A 15,580-nucleotide genomic window follows, 5' to 3' on the forward strand; every position below is an offset into this window, starting at 1 on the left:
CCGCGTCAGGGGCTTTGCTTCTCACATGTGCCTCATTTCGTCGGCGACTCGGGTCGCCCATTTCTCGATGGTGGTGAAGTCGCGGTAGTCGCCGCCCTTTCCGTTGCGGAGGATCATGCGGGCGACCCAGCCCCTGGCGCCCTCCCCCAGGCAGCCGCCGAAGGTGACGTGGTCGCGGGCGTCGAGGGCGGTCATGGCCTTCTTGACGCCGGGCACGGGCGGGATGTCGCGCTCCGAGGCGGAGGCGTCCAGGGGGCCGCTGCTGAACAGCCACAGGGGGCGTTCGGCCAGGGCCCTGCGGTGCCGCCGCAGGAAGCGGCGGCCGTCCTTCTGCCAGCGTCCGGCGTACAGTCCGGCGCCGGCCACGACGGCGTCGTAGGGCGCCACGCTCGTCACGTCCTGCGCGGGCCGGGCCTCGACCGTCAGTCCGTCCTTGCGCAGGACCTCGGCGACGGTCTCGGCGATCTGTGCGGTGGATCCGTTCGTGCTTCCGTAGGTGACCAACACGGTGCCGGTCATGGCGGTGCACCTCCTTTCGCGTCCGGCGCGGCCGGTCCTCGGTCGCACCGTGTGCTGCGCCTGCTGGTCGTTGCCGTACGGAGCACCGATCAGCCGCGGGCCCTCAGCGGAGCCGGCGCAGATAGGGGTCCTGGGGCCTGCCCGGCACCAGGCGGATCCGTGCGTCGAGCACGGTGACGCCGTCCGGTGTCGCCAGAACCGGGTTGAAGTCGGCCTCGGCGAGCTGCGGCAGGTCCGCCGCCATCCGGGACAGCCGCAGCAGCAGCTGTTCCAGACCGGCGAGGTCGACGGCCCGGCCGCTGTGTGCGCCGAGCAGCAGCGGGGCGCAGCGCGGTGAGGTGATCAGGTCCTGCACGTCGTGGTCGGTGAGCGGGGCGAGGCGGGCGGCGTGGTCCGCCAGGATGTCGGTGGCCGTGCCGCCGAGTCCGAACAGCACCAGCGGGCCGAACACCTGGTCCTGGACGACGCCGGCGAACAGCTCGGTGCCGCGGGGGGCGAGGGGCTGCAGGACGACGCCGGTGACGAGCCCGGCGAAACGCGTGTGCAGGTCGCGGAAGGCGGACCGGATCTGCTGGTCGCCCCGCAGGTCGAGATGGACGGCGCGCTGCTCGCTCTTGTGCACGAGTCCGGGCCAGTGGGCCTTCATCACCACCCGGCCGTCGGCGCCGCGCAGCCGTTCGGCGGCCGTCACCGCCTCGTCCTCGGTCTCCGCCCAGGCCCAGGGGATGTGCGGGATGCCGTAGCAGGCCAGCAGATCCGCGCAGGGGCGCGGGTCGAGCCAGCCTCCGTCGGGGTGGGCGGCGAGGTGGTCCCGCACCAGGGCGCGGGCCCGGTCCGTCTCCACGCCGTCGAGTGCGGGGATGGTCCCGGCGGGGCGGGCGAGCCAGGCGGAACGGCGGGCGGCGTGAGCGAGCGCCCGTGCGGCGGCCTGGGGTTCGGCGTAGGAGGGGATGCTGCCGCCGCCGGCGGCGGTGGGCAGCAGCTCGACGGACCGCGCCTGTTCGAGGCGTACCAGGGTGACCGGCTTCGGCCTCGGGGCGGCGGCACCGGTGACGGCTCGCACCAGGTCTTCGCCGGTGGCCGCGGCGACCGCCGTGGGGACCAGGGTCACCACGACCGCGTCGATGCCGCCGTACCGCACGATGCGCTCCACGCAGTCCGTCAGCTGCTGCTCGCTGACGGCGGCGGTGGCGTCGACGGGGTTGCCGGCGGCGGCGCCCTCGGGGAGGACCGCGAGCAGGTCGTCGGTCAGCTCCGGCGTGAGCGCCGGCAGGACCAGCCCCGCCTCGGCGCATGCGTCGGCCGCCAGGACCCCGGCTCCGCCCGCGTTGGTGACGATGGCGACGCGCGGCCCGGCGGGCAGCGGCTGTGCGTGCAACAGGGCGGCCGCCTCGAGGAGTTCACCGACGGAGCGGGTGGCGGTGATGCCGGCCTGGGTGAACAGCGCGCCGCGCGTCATGGTGCGGGTGGCGGCGGCCGCGGTGTGCGAGGCCGCGGCCTTCCGGCCGGCCTCGGTGCGCCCGGCGTCCACGGTCAGCAGCGGCATCCTGCGGGTCACCCGGCGGGCGGTGCGGGAGAAGGCGCGCGGGTTGCCGAAGGACTCCAGATGCAGCAGCGCGAGATCGGTGCGGCCGTCGCTCTCCCACCACTGGAGCAGGTCGTTGCCGCTGACGTCGTACTTGTCGCCCAGGGAGGCGAAGGAGGAGACGCCGATGCCGAGCCGGGACAGCCCTTCGAGCAGCGCGATGCCGACGCCGCCCGACTGCACGGCGACGCCCGCGGTGCCGGGGCTGGGGTGCCCGGCGGCGAAGGTGGCGTCGAGGCTGATGCCGGGCTCCGTGTTGGAGATGCCCAGGCAGTTGGGGCCGACGAGCCGCATGCCGTAGGTGCGGCAGGTGGTCAGGAGCCGCCGTGCCTGGTCCTGGTCGAAGCCCGCGGAGACGACCACCAGGGCCCGGACGCCCGCCCGTCCGCACTCCTCGGCGATCCCCGGCACCGCGTGGGCGGGCGTGGCGATCACGGCGAGATCGGGGGTCCTGGGCAGGGAGGAGACCGAGGGGTACGACGGCACGCCCAGGATGGCGGTGGCGCAGGGGTTCACCGCGAACAGCCGGCCGGTGTAGCCGCCGGAGTGCAGCTGGCGCAGGATCGCCCGGCCCACCGAGCCGGGAGTGCGGCCGGCGCCGACGACCGCCACGGTCCTGGGCCGCAACAGGGGCCGCAGGCTGGCGACGTCGGCGGTGCGGCCGCGTTCCTCGACCGCCGTGAGGTAGGTGTCGTCCTGGTCGAGGGCGATGGTGCAGCGCACCTCCGGTCCCTCGAAGCGGCGCTCGGTGCGCAGGCCGAGGTCGGCGAAGAGCTTCAGCACCTCGCGGTTCTCGCTGAGCGCGTCGGCGGTGAAGGCGGTGATCCCGTCGGCGCGGGCGGCGGAGACGAGGTGTTCGACGAGCAGGGTGCCCACGCCCCGGTGGTGGAGCCCGTCGGCGACGGCGACGGCCACCTCCGCCGTCTTCCGCCCGCCTGCCCCCGCCCCGCCCTCCACGTCGTCCTCGGTCTCGTACTCCGCCAGGCCGATCACCCGGCCCCGCCTCTCGGCGAGCAGCGCACGGTAGCCGGGGCGGGCCGGTCCGCAGGCCCGGTCGGCCGCGAGCCGGGCCGGCCTGCGGGAGAGGGAGAAGAACCGCAGCCGCAGGTTCTCCGGGGACATCTCCTCGTACAGCCGCTGGATCTGCTCGTGGTCGTCGGGCCGGACGGGACGGATGCAGACGGTGGCGCCGTCGGCCAGCAGTGCGTGGACGGGCGGCCGGTCGGTCACGTCGTGCTGCGTCATCGCGGGGCTCCTCACACAACCGGTCTGTCATCTCGAGCATCCGGCGGATCCGACGGCCGTCCCAGGGGCTGACCGGGGCGCTTCGAAGGCCGGTCGGCCCCGGCCCCGTGCCGGTCGGCCCGTCAGGCGGGGCGCGTCAGGCGGGGCCCGTCGGGCGGGTGATCGTCAGTGGTGGGCGACGACGGCGACGGGCGCCGCGCAGTGGTGCAGCACCGCGTGCGTGACGGGGCCGATGTGGGCGCCGACCGGTCCCCGGCGGATCCGGCCCCGGCCAGCCCCGCACCCACGACGACGGGCCGGTGTGGGAGGCGGTCGACGCCGTCGGCCTGCGGGAGACCGTCGAGGACCTGCGCGCCGGGCTGGACACACTGCTGGCCCACGACATCTTCGGGGGCGCGGAACTCTCCGGCGGCCAGTGGCAGCGCATCGCCTGCTCCCGGGCCCTGTACCGCAGGCCCGGGCTGCTGATTCTCGACGAGCCCACGTCACAGATGGACCCGCGCGGCGAGCACGGCGTCTTCCAGCAGATCAAGTCCATCGCCGCCGACCGCATCACGATCGTCGTCACCCACCGCCTGGAGAACGTCGCTTCTCTGGGGGTCCGACCTGTTGCAACGGCGGGATGTTCACGTTGATACAGCTCAGCGTCGGTGTGCCTGAGTGTATCCACCACCACAGGTGTGGTGCCATCGCTGGATGGGGTGAGCTGTCGGTCCGTGGTGATACATCCGGTACGCCCGTCTCTGACGTCAGTCCAACCCGGAGGTGCGTCCGTGACGTACCTGGTGGCGGTAATACCTGATCGCGCACACGCCGCCAATAGTTAGAGCGAAAGCTCGGGCGACCTCGATCCCAAGACTGCCTGCCACCTGCAGATCGCCTCCTGCGACGCTGCGGGCTGCGCTGAGTGCGTGATATCCCGGGACCCAATGCGCGACGGTTGTTAGCCAGGACGGATATGTAGACGGAGGGATAAAGAGTCCCAAGGCTAGGGAAAGGAACCAAACGGCTAGGTTGATGACGGTGAACACGTCCCTGACATAGAGGGCGAAGACTCCTAGAAGCATCCCCAGCGCTGAAGCCGAGAGAGCCCCACACAATAGGCAGCCGAGCAAGACTAGCAATTCGTTGACCGACAGGCTCACATCGAGTAGCGCCATGCCCACGGGAAGGGCGAGGGCCCCTGCTACGGCCCCGAGGAAAGAGTAGGGAATGTGCCGCAAGAAGATTGCCGGCCCGAACCCTCTCGGACTGATCAGAAGGGCGTGGAGCGTGCCATAGTAGCGTTCGCTCGTCACCGACATTACTCCGCCTGAAAGCGCCGCCATGTTCGCCGCGAGCATGGCGCCGCCGATCAGGTAGAAGGTCCCGTCCGCGACATTCAGGAAGCGCCCGAAGAGCCCGTAGAATAGGAGGTCGAATACGGGCGTGAAGACGAACGCTAGAAGGAAGTCGGTAGGCCGAGCCCAGTTGAATAGGCCCCGAAATGAGAGTGAATTGATCGACAGTATCCCCATAGCCATGTCGGCATATCTCCGGGACGCTCGATTTGGTGTGTGTCGGCTATCGTGGGCTACCACAGGTGCATACCTCCATGAGACCGAGAGGACCGAGCTGCAGCACTAACAGCCATCCATCCGATGACCCCATAGATGAGGCTTAGCAAGAAGCAGGTTCCGATGGCTTGCAGGTCCCAAACGCCTCTCGTGGCTGCACGCAGGGCTTGTGCTCCGAAGGTCATAGGTAGGAGCTTGCTGATGAGCTGCACTGAAGAAGGAAGTGTGGATACGGGGATCAGTACGCCTGACAGAAGCCAAAGGGGCGCGATGACAGCCTCAGCCACGGACTCTGCCTTCCGTACCCGAACGAATACTGCGGCGACCATGAACCCAACCGCACTCATAGCAATGACCGCAATTCCAGCGGTGACGACTAGTTCGAAAAGAATATTGCTAGCCACATTCACGTCGAAAACAAAGTACGCCCATGCGACTGTGCCGAGCATAGCCTCGAACCCGAACAGCGATACTGCAATTGTCATGGAAGCGATTGAGCTGGGGAAGTATCCGGGTGCAGCAAGCAAAAGCTCAAGTAGCCCAAGGCGGCGCTGCTCCTTGATCAGGCCACCAGCTCCATACATAACGGTGGTCCACATGCCCATGAGGCCTGCCCCCACCGTGATCGCCAAAGGGTCGATCTTGTCGGGGCTGGCCTCCGCGATTAGATGCGCGATAGTGGCATAAAAGATCGGCAGCAAGAAATTGAGAGTCGCATCTATCCGCGACCTCGAAAGGTAAAGCAGATAAAAACGGACATTGGACACAAAGGAGCGAAGAGGCGTGATCGGGCGAATCATAGGGCGCCCTTTTCGTGAGACTGGCTCACCAACGCAACGTACTTATCCTCGAGAGTTGGCTCGCGGAGTTGTAGATCCAGCACCTCGGCTCTGCCGTCTCGGGCTGCAGCCTCACGGACTACGCGTGATGCTTCAATCTTCGTATCCACGGCAAAGCGCACGGTGAGTAGTTCGCGATCGCTGAGCGGCTCTAGATGGCAATTGACCACGGCAGGGTGCTCCTGTAGGACCCTGCATAGACCTTGACCGACTCCCTTGATCTCCGCTCGTACGACAACGCCAGTGTTGGCAAGGGCACCGAGGTCTTTGCTGGTCCCCTCGGCGATGATGCGTCCGCCTGTGATCACGGCTAGGCGGTCGCAGAGCTCCTCGGCCTCAAACATGTAATGCGTGGTGAGGAGGATCGTTTTACCCGAATTCTTCAGCTGCCGGACGATGTCGCGTACGTCCCGCGCAGCCAGGGGATCGAGCCCATTCGTTGGCTCGTCCAGGTAGATGATGTCTGGATTATGCAGGAGTCCCCTGGCAATGTGGAGTCGCTGCTTCATTCCTCGCGAGAATGTCTCGACGCGGTCGTTCTGGCGGTCCGCGAGGTTGAGCATTTCGAGGAGTTCGCCGATGCGGGTGTACTGTTGCTTTAGGGGTATTTGATAGAGATTGGCGAAGTAGCGTAGGTTATCGCGAGCGCTGAGTCGATCGTAAAGACCCTTGTCGCCGCCAAATACGTAGCCAATCTTGCTCCGAACCTGCTGCGGATGCAGCACTGCGTCCAGGCCGTCCAAATATACTTCCCCGCTCGTCGGAGCCAGGAGAGTTGTCAGGATTTTGATGGTTGTCGTCTTGCCGGCTCCGTTGGGGCCAAGGAGTCCGAACAATTGCCCTCTTGGGATGTCGAGATTTATGCCTCGGAGAGCCTCGAACTTCTGCACCTTCCGGTTCAGACGCCAGACCCTTCCTTCTGCGATGTCGAACTCGCGACGAACATCATTCACCAGTATCGCAGACATGATGTGGCTTGCACCCTCCTATTGGGCTGCGAGGAGTCTCTGACCTCGGAACCAGCTTGTGAACTCACTGAAGGGATCGGATCCTTCTTTCATCAGCAGACCGATTCCCGTAGCGAGCAGGCTGTGGACGCGGCTGATCCTAGCGTCGCGATCTGATGCCAGGCAGTGGCCGGCTGCCTGCTCCCAGCGAACCAAGACCTCCGTCACCGTCGAAGTGTTATGCATGTCTGTGAAATTGTGCCTCATGGGCATGAGCGGCCCCGCTCCATCTGCCATTGTGCTCAGGTAGAGCCAACTACCGAGAACGCCCACAAACGATCCAGCGATGTCTCGTTGGGATTGCGTAGCAAAGCGAGTCGCGATCCTACGGGGATGTAATGGACCTTCACAGGCCACCCCGCAGGCGAGTGCGGACCAGACGACAGCAGCGGATTGCTCCTCAGTGACGTCATCCGGCGCGGTCGACTCGGCGGAGTCGACGATGACGGTTAGGTGAGGTCCGATACGAAAGCTCGATTTCGATGGAAGAGAGAGCTGAATCTGGCCTAGGGGATTGACCAGTTGTGACGGAGAAGGGCTAAGTAGTCTGCGCGCAATAACCGTAGGTCGTGGAGCCTTTGTGCGGTAGCCGAAAAGCCGAAGGGTCGCATGCGGGACCTTATTGAGTGCCTCGTTGAGGGCTGTCGTCCCCCATTCCCAGCGATCTGTCCACACGAGTTCGACGACCGTGCGGCCATGCAGCACGGTCGGCACCGCGATGATGGACGGGCCACGGACGGTGGCGGAAATACGAAAGGCGTCGTCTGCGGCCGGCATCCAATTTCCGGATTCAAGGCCCCGTCTGATTGCGTCGGCCGTGGACGGTTGCAGCGAGTTACCAGCGATTTGCTCGAGTTGGTTAAGCTCTGTAACCCCATCTGGCTCGACACGATGGATGGATTGCTGCAGGGACGCCAAGACTGAGGCCACATCGGATGCGTCGGGTTCAGCGGACAGTTCGCGACTCCTTTTCTTCCTGAGCGGTATGGAACTGGCGGAGTGACAGCACAGGCCCGAGGTCTTCCACGTCCACGGCGATGGGGGCTTGGTCGGGGAGGTCAACCTGGGCCAGGGCAAGCTCGAGGGACTCGGCTACCGCTTCCATGACGCCCAGAAGGTGTCCCAGGTCGAGGAAGATCGTCGAATATGCAGTGCTCGCTCGGTATCGCCACTGCACACGACGGGCCGCGAGGTGGACGGCTACCTGTGCGTGATCAATTGGGACTTGGGAAACGGGATCGGCCGGCAGCCGTACGAGGGCGTGATCCACAGGATCGTACGCGAAGAGCACAGGACCCAACTCGCGCTGGGAATACAGAGTGACGCTGAGATCGAACGGGTGGGCCGCACCGTGCGAGGGAGCAACCCGCAGACTGCGGGGCAGTGGTCCAAGCGACGCCGGCTTGATGACAGCGTGGCTGTAGTAAAGGACGCTTCCCAAGACGTAGTGGGGGCGATCGGGTGCATCATGAACCGGATGCGGTAGGCGGACGCGGCGGAGCGTCGCAGGCCACTGCTTGTATACAGCAGGCGGAGCCTCAGCAGCAGCGAACTCCTCCATCTGTTGGAGATCACTGCTCACGATGCTCGGATCCCGGTAGTCCGCAGGAACGGTGAGGTTGGCCAGCCGCCAGTCCTGCAGCGCCGGCCCGCCACAAGGCGCGGACAGGCGGGAAGAGACCGGCACCAAGATTCCCGCCCGTCGAAACGAATCTAGACAGCGGCCGACTACCGCTTCCGGAATGCCTATCGCGGCCGCCACATCGGCGGCCGTTTCAGGGGTGACAGATCTCAACTCGATTAGTCGGCACAGAAAGTCCCAGAGAACCTCGTTGTTGATGCTCAGTTCCCGTGCACCGCCGAGGAATGGGTCGTCGAGGAGCCAGCTATCCGTGTAACGCAGAAGGGATGCCGTTGGGGACACGGTCAGAGCGGATGCTGGTGCAGTCATTCTCAGTCTCCCAGGAATGCGGGGGTCAACCCGTTGGGTGCGCACGTACCTGGGCTAAATCTGGGAATTCCAGGACAAATTACTCGCAGTACGTGAAGGCCGAGTGCGTCAGTGAGTTCGTCGCCGGCGTCGACCGTCGCGACTGGTCGGTCGATGGCCTTGAGTAGGGAGTCGACCTCGTCCCGCTCCGTGGGGTCTGTGCCAGCTTCTGCCAGTTCGAGGCAGCCTGGGGAGGTGGGGAAATCCCGCAGGAAGCGCGCCCGAAAGTCGTCGTCTATCAAGGTGTGGCCGAGGGCAGCCCCGAAGACGAGCTGGCCGTCTCGGGCCACGGTCAACTGGGGAGCGGTGTGCATTTGGAACGCTTCTTTCCAGGCGGCACGTACGGCTGCGTCGGCGTCGAGTGCTGCGCCAGCACCGAAGGCAGCCCTGAAGCCTTCTTTGTTCTCGGTGAAGATGAGGCATCCCGCGACCTGCCAGCGCCCAAGCCGTACATGCCATGCCTCGCACTCGCTCTGAGGAAGGGCCAGGGTTGAAGCGCGCAGCAGCGCGGTGGCCACGAGACTGTGGTCGGAACAGCGTCGGCTGCCCTGTTGCGTCCACCACTGATGGAGTCCCGCCCGCTCCACACACTCGCGAAGTCCATGAAAGATGGCGGACTCCTTCGAGGTGTGCGCTGACATGCCTGTCGAGTCCGTAGTGCATGGTGACTCGCCCCGCCATTGGGATGCGAGGACGGTGTCTTGTAGTGGTAGCCACAAGGCGGAGCCGTCCAATGTGTGCGCTGCTGCCCACCACGTCGGAGATTCAGCTGCTTCTAGAGGCAAAGTGGGACCCGGAGGCCGCCCAGCAAAGACGAGTTGCCCACGGGGTCGCCTGAGCGAGCAGCGTCGTTCGAGTGCTTCGATCCAGCCGAGAGTTAGGGCATCGTCTGCCGTGCTAGCCACACCGCCGCCGACCATGGCGGGATAGCCCCGGGTCCCGCCTGGGACAGTGAGGACGACGTCGGAGGACCACAATCCGGCGTCCGGGTCCTCGATCACTTGTTGCCCGAGGAGCGGACCGTAAGGAGCATGGACGCTTACGCCTTCGGGAGGAGACGTGAGGGACACCCGAAGCTCGTCCCCGCGGGGATGCTCAAGGCAGTCGGGATGCACCACGGAAGGATGTGATAAGGCAGGGATCGTGACAGCGAAGGAGCCTGCTTCTGCTGCCCACAGTCCTTTGCACGAGGGGCACTCGGCTGAGGGAGCCAGGAGGGAGGGAAGACCGCGGATGCTCATTAGGCCAGAGCCATTGCGTAGAGCGGAAGGTGAAGCTGATCCGGCAAGGCAAACACATGCCGAGCCACATCATCGAAAAAGCCACCAAGCGGGCAGTGGGAGATGGCACGGGCCTCGAAGGCCAACGCCAGGTTCTGAGACAGGTGACCGGCTTCGAGTAGTGCGTACCGGTAGCCTCGCTCTCCATAGCGAGATCCGATTCCGTGCATGTCAGCAACCAAGATGAGGACCGCCTGCACCGTGTCCGCCCGCAGGACAGTCGTACGGAGGAGTTCCGGAATCTCTCGTACGGTGGACTCATCCATGGGAACGGCCTCTAGCGGGACCAACGTTCCCTCGGCAGGTGCGAAACGGTAGGCGCCGGGATCCAGCCCTTCCACATCACTGGCGTAGCAGTAGGCAGACACCGCGTAGCATCCACCGGCGCTGGGATAAGGGCGCAGGCCGGAGTCAGCGGACGGTGCCATCGCGCTGCACAGGGCACCGGTCAGCGTGTACCGCTTGAGCCGCGACGCTCGGACCCGCCTTGAGCGGCGTCCGCGCAGAATGCGGTCCAGGTGCTCAGCGTTGCCGGGATGAGGTGGCACGAGCGTGACCTGGGTTCCCGCGTCTTGTTCGAAAGCCCCGCCGTCGCGCTGTAGATCAGCCGGCGTCGGTTCTGGATAGCTGCCGTACGTGGACTGCTGATGGAAGTTCAGAGCAGCCTGCACGTAGTACTCAGTCGGGACGTCCATGGCCTGCCCTGCTATCCAGCCGAAACTAGGTAAAGGCTCGATTCCTCGAACCGGTTCGTCCCGATGAGGTTGTCCGCGAGCGTCGGCAGGTGCGCCGGAGTCGGGAAGCTCGTGAAGCCGAATGCCGTCAGCGCCACAAGATACCTCTGGGCGAACTGACCGACCAAAGTCAGCAAGGTTCGATATGCCCGTGGGTCGCCCTCGTAACGCAGCATGTGCCGTTCCCACACTGCAGACAGGAGAAGCGCGCAGGAACCGCTGCTGGCCCGTTCCTGCCCGGTAAACGCGGAGCGCACTTCTTCGCGGAGATTCCCAGCCCGGACCAGCGAGAGTCGATGCCCGGCTGGATCGTAGTGGTAGAGACCAGCGGGTATTCCGACAACATCGAAGGCAACGAAGTAAGTTTCGAGGTCTGCGTAAGCGTTCTCAAGCAGAGCGGAGGGACGCGTTTGGTACTCGTTCTCGGCACGGCGGCGCATGGCCACCAGTGGCCTGTTGGCGTCCAGCAGCATGCGACTGACCTGCCCGGCGTCCATCTTCTGCCCGGACCAGGGGATGTGAGTACGCCTCGATAGCAGAACCTCGCCCAAATCCCTCTCAGGGTAGTTGGTCGGCTGTGGAAGAACGACGACCTGATCAGTATGAACCTGCTTCCAGAACGGCGGAAGGCCGTGCCTTGCGATACGCTCCCGCAGGAGGTCATCAGGATCGCGTGATTCGGCTGAGTCGATGACGTCGCTGTATTTCTGCCCCTCGGAGCGGCAGTGGAGAACCAACGCGTCCAGCCAGCCGTACTTCTTCCACTGCCGCACTTCGGGCATCAGCGGGTGCTCATATTCTGAATCTTGCAGTATTCTCATAGAGATGAGCTTAGCCACGGTCTTCTCGGCCGTCGCAGGGTCGCAGTCGAACACATCAGCGCAGGCCTTGACCAGTTCGGACTCGGTTACGCTCCTTTGGATTCGCCCGAAGAGCGAGAGAAAACGTGTGTCCGATACGCTGACGGACTTGTTCTCCAGGAGAAGGTCACAGATGACCGGGCTTCCCAGACGTACACGCATGAAGTCGTTGAGGCGGTACAGGGTCATACTGATCAGTCCTCCCACCCTATAGCCATGAACGACATTGCCGGGTTCATGAGTCTGTCGTTTCCAAGCATCGCGGTGACTGCCTCTTCGTTCATCGAGAACGCGCGAAATGTTGTCAGTCCGAGAGTTCGCGAAACGAGAGAGGCGGTTTCGAGCACATGCCCTGCGTCGTAGTGCAGAACTCGATAGGAATTACTCTCATGGTAGCGGTACATGCTGGCATGAACTCTTGTTGTCAGCAGGATGACCGCCGCCGGCGCCGCGATACGCCACCGAGGCACACCGACAATGCTTGCTGCCACCCAATCTTCATCCAGGTTCTCTCGGATGAGCTCGAGTTCATGATTCTTTACACCATAGTGGTAGACGCCACTCGCGAGATCGGCCACATTGAGGGCCAAGACATAAGCCTCGGTGGGGTGTCGGCTTCCCCCGGAAGGGCTAGTCTTCGTTATGTGTTCGCCAGTTACGGGCAACTTCTTGGTGCCCGTCTGACCAAAACCGAACCACAAGATGCGGGAGAGCGTCGCGACATCCAGTGCGGCACCGGTTCGGTGAGACTCCAAAGCCTCGTCCAGTGCAGTCGAAACCGAAACCTTGAGCTCCCTCCCGGGATCCGGGAGCTTGGTCACCTCTTGTGAGACTGCCGGCATGTAGACGGCAGGTGGCACCTCAATGGAGGAGTACTCGCGCATCAAGGCAACATCCTGGCGTTGCCCGTCCTGATGACTGTAGTCAATGCGTGGAATGGCGTCTGTGGAGGCGTGATAGACGAATGCATCGGCCCAGCCGTACCTGTCCCACAGTTCCTTGCCATCGAAGAGGATTTCCTGCTCATCAGATTCGTCGCTGACCAGAATAGTTGCCGATATCAGTCGATCGATTTCCGATCGGGCGCCGGCTTCAGATGTTCCTGTCAAAGCAGCGATGCGTTCCGTTGCTTTTTCGACGGGGGTCCACTGGTCAAGTTCGCTGAGGAACGCCATCAGATTGCTGTCACGAAGCGTTCCGCTGCCGAACGAGCGTGCCTCGCGGGGGCTTCTGAGATAGACATCACCCGCGACGCTGCGTATCTGGAGATCAAGCGCACATCGAACTTGCAACTTACCGCTTCCTTGTCTGAGGCAGTTGTCGAACTCTTCAGCAATCCGGGAAGGTGAGAGACATGCGATCGGGCGCATGGAGCCTGTGGTAGTGGTCATCCAATGCCGCTGGTAGGGCGTAGTCCTCACCCTTTTTTGTGAACAACCTTTGGCGAATTTGAGCTGCCTTGTTCTTGAGCAGGGTAGGCGCGTCGTTGGCGACACGGGCCGCCGCTTCTCCGGAATAGATTTCGGTTAGAACTTCCCGAATCGCGGCGTGTGCTTCCTTCCAAGCCAGGTAAATTTCACCGTCGACGGCTCGGAGTGCGTCTGCTGCATGAAGCGTTGCCCCCCAGAAGCAGCCGTGCTCTCCATCTAGGGACTTCCCGATGCCGTTCGCCTCCGGGGCCAATGCGTTGCCCACCCGTATCGACCTCAGCAGGCGCTCGGCAACTATGAGTTCCTGCGCCAACGTGGCACGCTCGCCCAGCTCGCCTTCCAGGATGCCCAGCGCGATGAAGGCACTCATGTCCACGCGCATTTCTTCGATAGGCCCGTAGTCCATGCCGAGGTCGAGTTTGTGGCCCGGCTCAGCGAACAGCGGCATCGGGCCACTAGCGTGCATCATCTCGTGGAGTGTGAGCCAGAGCGTGAAGGCATCCTCGAGTTCCTCGTCCGAGGCGTCACACAGGGCAGAGGGCCGGGAATCGATGTGCAGGCCGTCAACCAGGGGCCGAGTAAGACGCTCGAACCGGGAACGGACGACGTTATGCAGAAGCAAGGACCTGCGATTCTCTTGCTGCCGAGCAGAGTCTGTCCATCCGCCGAAGTAGAACGGAGTGAAGAGTGCGATTGCACTCGCTCTGGCATCTGCGAGGGGGCCGACTGCCGCGGTCAGGTCGTAGAACTCCACATGTCGGCCCATGAAGGAGCACGGGGCTCCGAACATTGCCTTACCGATCCGCTCGGTTGCTTGCTCCAACATGGAGACCGTCTCGGCGGAGTTAGGGCGCCGTTCCAGAAGGAAGAGCCCTGTCTTCGAAGGGCCGGCCTCCGCAGCACGCATCGGACCAAGATAGAAGTTTACCTGCTGGCCTTGTGAGCGGGCGAAAGCTTCCACGGCATCGTCCCAGGACGCGTGGCGCAAACCTGTTGCGATGCCATTAAGTAGATCCTCAGAAACCCCTGCATGAAGCAAGGTGGATCGGGCGTGGGAAAGATCCTCCAAGATCTTTTCGTGCGGGGCACTCTCTCGGACATCGGCGCACAAACGCAGCCATTCGGGGCGCTCGGCGAGTTCTCGGGATACTTGACCGCCGAGAGCGACATGAACTGAGTTACCTGGCGCCTGCTGGTCAATAAGCAAGGTATGCCTCCTGAGTCGACTCCAGTAACAGCCCCGGTGCAGCGCAAATATTGAGAGCTGCTCCAGTCAAGTGATATTCCGGTTTACTCTTGGTTAAGCCGGTAGCGCACTTCAAGTTCGGCAGGGTTCTCCCCGATAGGACCCACTCGGGGATCGAGGCGCCACCCGGACTTCTCATAGAACCTTCGCGCACGCCCGTTCCGCTCGAAGACCCAGAGCGTTGCCTCGTTGATTCTCTGCTCGGCCCAACGGCGCTGCGTCGCCGACATCAGGGCCTGACCCACCCCTGCGGCCCAGAGCGTGGGGTACACGTAGAGGGCGTAGAGTTCCATGATGGAACCGCCCTTCAAGTCCCCATCACGCACCGGCCCAAAGGATGAGAAGCCGACGATCCCATCGTTCAATTCGGCGACGAGGAGTTGTGTCCCGGTGCTAGGTGAAGATGACATTTGTCCGCGCCAGAAATCCGCAGACTTGTCGACGTCCAGTGCCTCTAGCTCATTCGCGGACAGGATGTGCGCATAAGCCTCACGCCAGGTTGTCACCTGGATTTGGGCAACGTTGCGCGCATCACCGACCTCCGCTGGCCTCACTGTTGGGGTCAGAGACGGCATTTCTGTGGTTCCATTCGCTGGTGATGCACTGGAGCACGGATGAAGAAAGGCGGGTCGGTGCCGCAACTGCGGCACCGACCCGCCGCTGCCGCTTATTTAGCGGATGCAGCCCTGCTTCAGCATGGTCTGCGCCGGCTCGACCTCGGAAACCTCGATCTCGAAGATCGGGGCAGCGAGCTTCTCCGTGTCGATGTCGTTCGTGCTCACGCCGGTCTTGGCAGTCTCTTCGATCGGAGAGGGCATTCCAAACTCCTTACGCAGTAACTGAACTGACACGTGAAGGTTATGTTGCGTCGACTCATGGAGCAAGATCTTTACTTTCGCTCGACGCGCCTGTACAGGGAGGGAGCAAAGCTGGACATTCTATCGAAAGTGGAGTAAATATTGCGCCCGGTTTGACCTGTTGCTATTGGCGCGGGTGGATTGCCTGGTTGTAAATCTCGCTTGTCTCCGGCGCGTAATATTGGCTGATTCTCATCGCATGGCTCGATTCATTAACCTCGATCTTTCGTGAGGGTCCGCCGATGGAGTCGGTGGGCCCTTTTGCTTTCCGGAGCTGCTGGTGGGCAGTCCGGCGGCCCGGTTGTCGCATCGGGTGGGCGCCGGGTTCCACTGCCCGGGGCGGGTGATGTAGTCGTCGGGACGGTGGAAAGCTGCTGGTCAGTCTGGGGTGGGCAGGAGCGTGAGCCGTTCGAGGGCGGCAGTGATCTCGCC

General features: G+C 63.8%; 13 protein-coding genes and 2 pseudogenes. 1 reads left to right on the forward strand and 14 read right to left on the reverse strand.

All coding sequences use genetic code 11. From position 1 onward, the window contains the following. Window positions 1–21 precede the first annotated feature (21 nt). From ABD207_RS04850 to ABD207_RS04860, 3 genes and pseudogenes are all read right to left on the reverse strand, one after another. Window positions 22–519, reverse strand: a complete 498-nt coding sequence (locus ABD207_RS04850) for a flavodoxin domain-containing protein (RefSeq protein WP_344010281.1) — start codon at window positions 517–519, stop codon at window positions 22–24. Between the two features lie 103 nt (window positions 520–622). After that, a complete protein-coding gene (locus ABD207_RS04855; protein ID WP_344010282.1) occupies window positions 623–3,349 on the reverse strand; it encodes a bifunctional acetate--CoA ligase family protein/GNAT family N-acetyltransferase in 2,727 nt (908 codons plus the stop codon). A 165-nt stretch (window positions 3,350–3,514) separates the two neighbouring features. After that, window positions 3,515–3,613 (reverse strand): annotated as a pseudogene (locus tag ABD207_RS04860) (universal stress protein); the annotation flags it as partial. A 5-nt stretch (window positions 3,614–3,618) separates the two neighbouring features. On the opposite strand from ABD207_RS04860, the pseudogene ABD207_RS04865 reads away from it, so the two are divergent. Beyond that, window positions 3,619–3,933, forward strand: a pseudogene (locus ABD207_RS04865) (ATP-binding cassette domain-containing protein); the annotation flags it as partial. A 165-nt stretch (window positions 3,934–4,098) separates the two neighbouring features. On the opposite strand, the gene ABD207_RS04870 reads toward ABD207_RS04865, so the two are convergent. The 11 genes from ABD207_RS04870 to ABD207_RS04920 all read right to left on the reverse strand — a co-directional run bounded on the left by ABD207_RS04870 (window position 4,099) and on the right by ABD207_RS04920 (window position 15,109). Continuing rightward, entirely contained in the window at window positions 4,099–4,872 is a 774-nt protein-coding gene (locus ABD207_RS04870; RefSeq protein ID WP_344010283.1) for an ABC transporter permease, read from the reverse strand. A 50-nt stretch (window positions 4,873–4,922) separates the two neighbouring features. Continuing rightward, the gene (locus ABD207_RS04875; RefSeq protein ID WP_344010284.1) at window positions 4,923–5,705 is read right to left on the reverse strand and encodes an ABC transporter permease; all 783 of its coding nucleotides are present in this window, start codon (window positions 5,703–5,705) and stop codon (window positions 4,923–4,925) included. Continuing rightward, a complete protein-coding gene (locus tag ABD207_RS04880; protein ID WP_344010285.1) occupies window positions 5,702–6,712 on the reverse strand; it encodes an ABC transporter ATP-binding protein in 1,011 nt (336 codons plus the stop codon). Before ABD207_RS04880 ends, ABD207_RS04875 begins: the two co-directional genes overlap by 4 nt. A gap of 985 nt (window positions 6,713–7,697) precedes the next feature. Continuing rightward, entirely contained in the window at window positions 7,698–8,702 is a 1,005-nt protein-coding gene (locus ABD207_RS04885) for a nitroreductase family protein (protein ID WP_344010286.1), read from the reverse strand. A gap of 2 nt (window positions 8,703–8,704) precedes the next feature. Continuing rightward, entirely contained in the window at window positions 8,705–9,982 is a 1,278-nt protein-coding gene (locus tag ABD207_RS04890) for a YcaO-like family protein (protein WP_344010287.1), read from the reverse strand. Next, window positions 9,982–10,716, reverse strand: a complete 735-nt coding sequence (locus ABD207_RS04895) for a SagB/ThcOx family dehydrogenase (RefSeq protein ID WP_344010288.1) — start codon at window positions 10,714–10,716, stop codon at window positions 9,982–9,984. The genes ABD207_RS04890 and ABD207_RS04895 overlap by 1 nt, the downstream gene beginning before the upstream one ends. A gap of 11 nt (window positions 10,717–10,727) precedes the next feature. Continuing rightward, window positions 10,728–11,804, reverse strand: a complete 1,077-nt coding sequence (locus tag ABD207_RS04900; protein ID WP_344010289.1) for a SagB/ThcOx family dehydrogenase — start codon at window positions 11,802–11,804, stop codon at window positions 10,728–10,730. 5 nt (window positions 11,805–11,809) lie between these two features. Beyond that, entirely contained in the window at window positions 11,810–12,985 is a 1,176-nt protein-coding gene (locus tag ABD207_RS04905; protein ID WP_344010291.1) for a SagB family peptide dehydrogenase, read from the reverse strand. Then, window positions 12,945–14,252: a hypothetical protein gene (locus ABD207_RS04910; protein ID WP_344010292.1), complete on the reverse strand. Its 1,308-nt coding sequence runs from the start codon at window positions 14,250–14,252 to the stop codon at window positions 12,945–12,947. The genes ABD207_RS04905 and ABD207_RS04910 overlap by 41 nt, the downstream gene beginning before the upstream one ends. A gap of 83 nt (window positions 14,253–14,335) precedes the next feature. Next, window positions 14,336–14,866, reverse strand: a complete 531-nt coding sequence (locus ABD207_RS04915; RefSeq protein WP_344010293.1) for a GNAT family N-acetyltransferase — start codon at window positions 14,864–14,866, stop codon at window positions 14,336–14,338. A 96-nt stretch (window positions 14,867–14,962) separates the two neighbouring features. Continuing rightward, window positions 14,963–15,109 (reverse strand): hypothetical protein, encoded by a 147-nt coding sequence (locus ABD207_RS04920; RefSeq protein ID WP_344010295.1) that lies wholly within the window; start codon window positions 15,107–15,109, stop codon window positions 14,963–14,965. Between the last annotated feature and the right edge of the window lie 471 nt (window positions 15,110–15,580).

It is taken from the genome of Streptomyces thermospinosisporus, assembly GCF_039526425.1.
Classification (GTDB): domain Bacteria; phylum Actinomycetota; class Actinomycetes; order Streptomycetales; family Streptomycetaceae; genus Streptomyces; species Streptomyces thermocarboxydovorans.

What these genes read in the sequence shown, in the direction of transcription:
- ABD207_RS04850 (WP_344010281.1), bottom strand. Translation starts at nt 519, where the DNA reads ATGACCGGCACCGTGTTGGTCACCTACGGAAGCACGAACGGATCCACC.
- ABD207_RS04855 (WP_344010282.1), bottom strand. Translation starts at nt 3,349, where the DNA reads ATGACGCAGCACGACGTGACCGACCGGCCGCCCGTCCACGCACTGCTG.
- ABD207_RS04870 (WP_344010283.1), bottom strand. Translation starts at nt 4,872, where the DNA reads ATGGCTATGGGGATACTGTCGATCAATTCACTCTCATTTCGGGGCCTA.
- ABD207_RS04875 (WP_344010284.1), bottom strand. Translation starts at nt 5,705, where the DNA reads ATGATTCGCCCGATCACGCCTCTTCGCTCCTTTGTGTCCAATGTCCGT.
- ABD207_RS04880 (WP_344010285.1), bottom strand. Translation starts at nt 6,712, where the DNA reads ATGTCTGCGATACTGGTGAATGATGTTCGTCGCGAGTTCGACATCGCA.
- ABD207_RS04885 (WP_344010286.1), bottom strand. Translation starts at nt 8,702, where the DNA reads ATGACTGCACCAGCATCCGCTCTGACCGTGTCCCCAACGGCATCCCTT.
- ABD207_RS04890 (WP_344010287.1), bottom strand. Translation starts at nt 9,982, where the DNA reads ATGAGCATCCGCGGTCTTCCCTCCCTCCTGGCTCCCTCAGCCGAGTGC.
- ABD207_RS04895 (WP_344010288.1), bottom strand. Translation starts at nt 10,716, where the DNA reads ATGGACGTCCCGACTGAGTACTACGTGCAGGCTGCTCTGAACTTCCAT.
- ABD207_RS04900 (WP_344010289.1), bottom strand. Translation starts at nt 11,804, where the DNA reads ATGACCCTGTACCGCCTCAACGACTTCATGCGTGTACGTCTGGGAAGC.
- ABD207_RS04905 (WP_344010291.1), bottom strand. Translation starts at nt 12,985, where the DNA reads ATGCGCCCGATCGCATGTCTCTCACCTTCCCGGATTGCTGAAGAGTTC.
- ABD207_RS04915 (WP_344010293.1), bottom strand. Translation starts at nt 14,866, where the DNA reads ATGCCGTCTCTGACCCCAACAGTGAGGCCAGCGGAGGTCGGTGATGCG.
- ABD207_RS04920 (WP_344010295.1), bottom strand. Translation starts at nt 15,109, where the DNA reads ATGCCCTCTCCGATCGAAGAGACTGCCAAGACCGGCGTGAGCACGAAC.